The 1,223-nt window shown below is 63.9% G+C and carries 2 protein-coding genes; both read right to left on the reverse strand.

Translation table 11 applies throughout. The features are described from left to right. The coding region (locus tag BN2476_RS44465; RefSeq protein ID WP_173819734.1) for an efflux RND transporter permease subunit at positions 1-385 on the reverse strand (385 nt) is incomplete at its 3' end. A gap of 11 nt (positions 386-396) precedes the next feature. Further along, on the reverse strand, positions 397-1,223 hold an 827-nt coding region (locus tag BN2476_RS44470; RefSeq protein WP_087740434.1), incomplete at its 5' end, for an efflux RND transporter periplasmic adaptor subunit.

Consider the following 1,223-nt stretch of genomic DNA (forward strand, 5'->3'; position numbering starts at 1 on the left):
TCAGCACCGGCTGCTGCGCCTGCGGCGGCAACTGGTTGCGCACCGATGCGATCTGCGTGTTGATCTCCGTCAGCGCGCGATTCGAGTCGTAGTTCAGGCGCAGCGTCGCGGTGATCGTCGAAACGCCCGTGCTGCTCGTCGACGACACGTAGTCGATGCCCTGGGCCTGCGCAATCGCGGCTTCGAGCGGCTGCGTGATGAAGCCGGCCATCGTGTCGGCGCTCGCGCCGTAATACGACGTCATGATCGTCACCACGCCGTTTTCGGTCTGCGGATATTCGCCGACCTTCAGCGCGGATAGCGACCGCAAGCCGAGCACGAGTATCAGCAGACTCACCACCGAGGCGAGCACCGGGCGTTCAATGAAGGTGTCGGTGAATTTCATCGCGTGGCCTCTTATTGTTCCTGAGGCGTCGGGTTCGGGTTGTCCGCAGGCAGCACGCGGTTGTCGATCACGAGCGGCGTGCCGTTCTTCAGCTTCAGCTGTCCGCTCGTCACGACCTGCGTGCCTTCGCCGATGCCCTTGAGAATCGCGACCTGATCGCCGCGCGTCGGCCCCGGCGTGACGAACACCTGCTGCGCGACGGGCATGACCTTGCCTTGCGCATTCTTTTGCGCGCCGGGCTTCACGACGAACACGGTCGCGCCGTACGGGTTATAGGTGATCGCCGTTTGCGGCAAGGTCAGATAGCGCTGCACGCCGCCCGCGTCGATCTTCACGTTCGCGTACATGCCGGGCAGCAGCTTGCGCTCGCGGTTGTCGACGGCCGCTTCGATCTGCACGTTGCGCGTCGCGGCGTCCACGCGCGGATTGATCGAGCGGATCTTGCCGTCGAAGGTGCGGTTGCTGAGCGCATTGGTATCGACGACGATCGCCTGGCCGACCTGCAATTGTCCGAGCTGCTGTTGCGGCAGGTAGAAGTCGGCGTAGATCGGATCGATGGCTTGCAGCGTGACGATCGCATCGCCCGGATTGATGTACTGGCCGGGGTTGACCGTCGTGATGCCGACGCGGCCCGCGAAGGGCGCGCGTATCGTTTTCTTTTCGACGAGCGCGGCCTGCTGGTCGACCTGGGCTTTCTTGCTCTTCAGGTCGGCGGCATCGGCGTCGAGCTGTGCCTTCGCAATCGCCTGAATGTCGTACTGCGCCTTGTCGCGCTTGTACACGGTTTGCGCGAGTTCCGCTGCGGCTTGCAGCGACACAAGCTGCGCGCGGTCCGAAT

The sequence above is a fragment of the Paraburkholderia piptadeniae genome (assembly GCF_900007165.1).
Classification (GTDB): domain Bacteria; phylum Pseudomonadota; class Gammaproteobacteria; order Burkholderiales; family Burkholderiaceae; genus Paraburkholderia; species Paraburkholderia piptadeniae.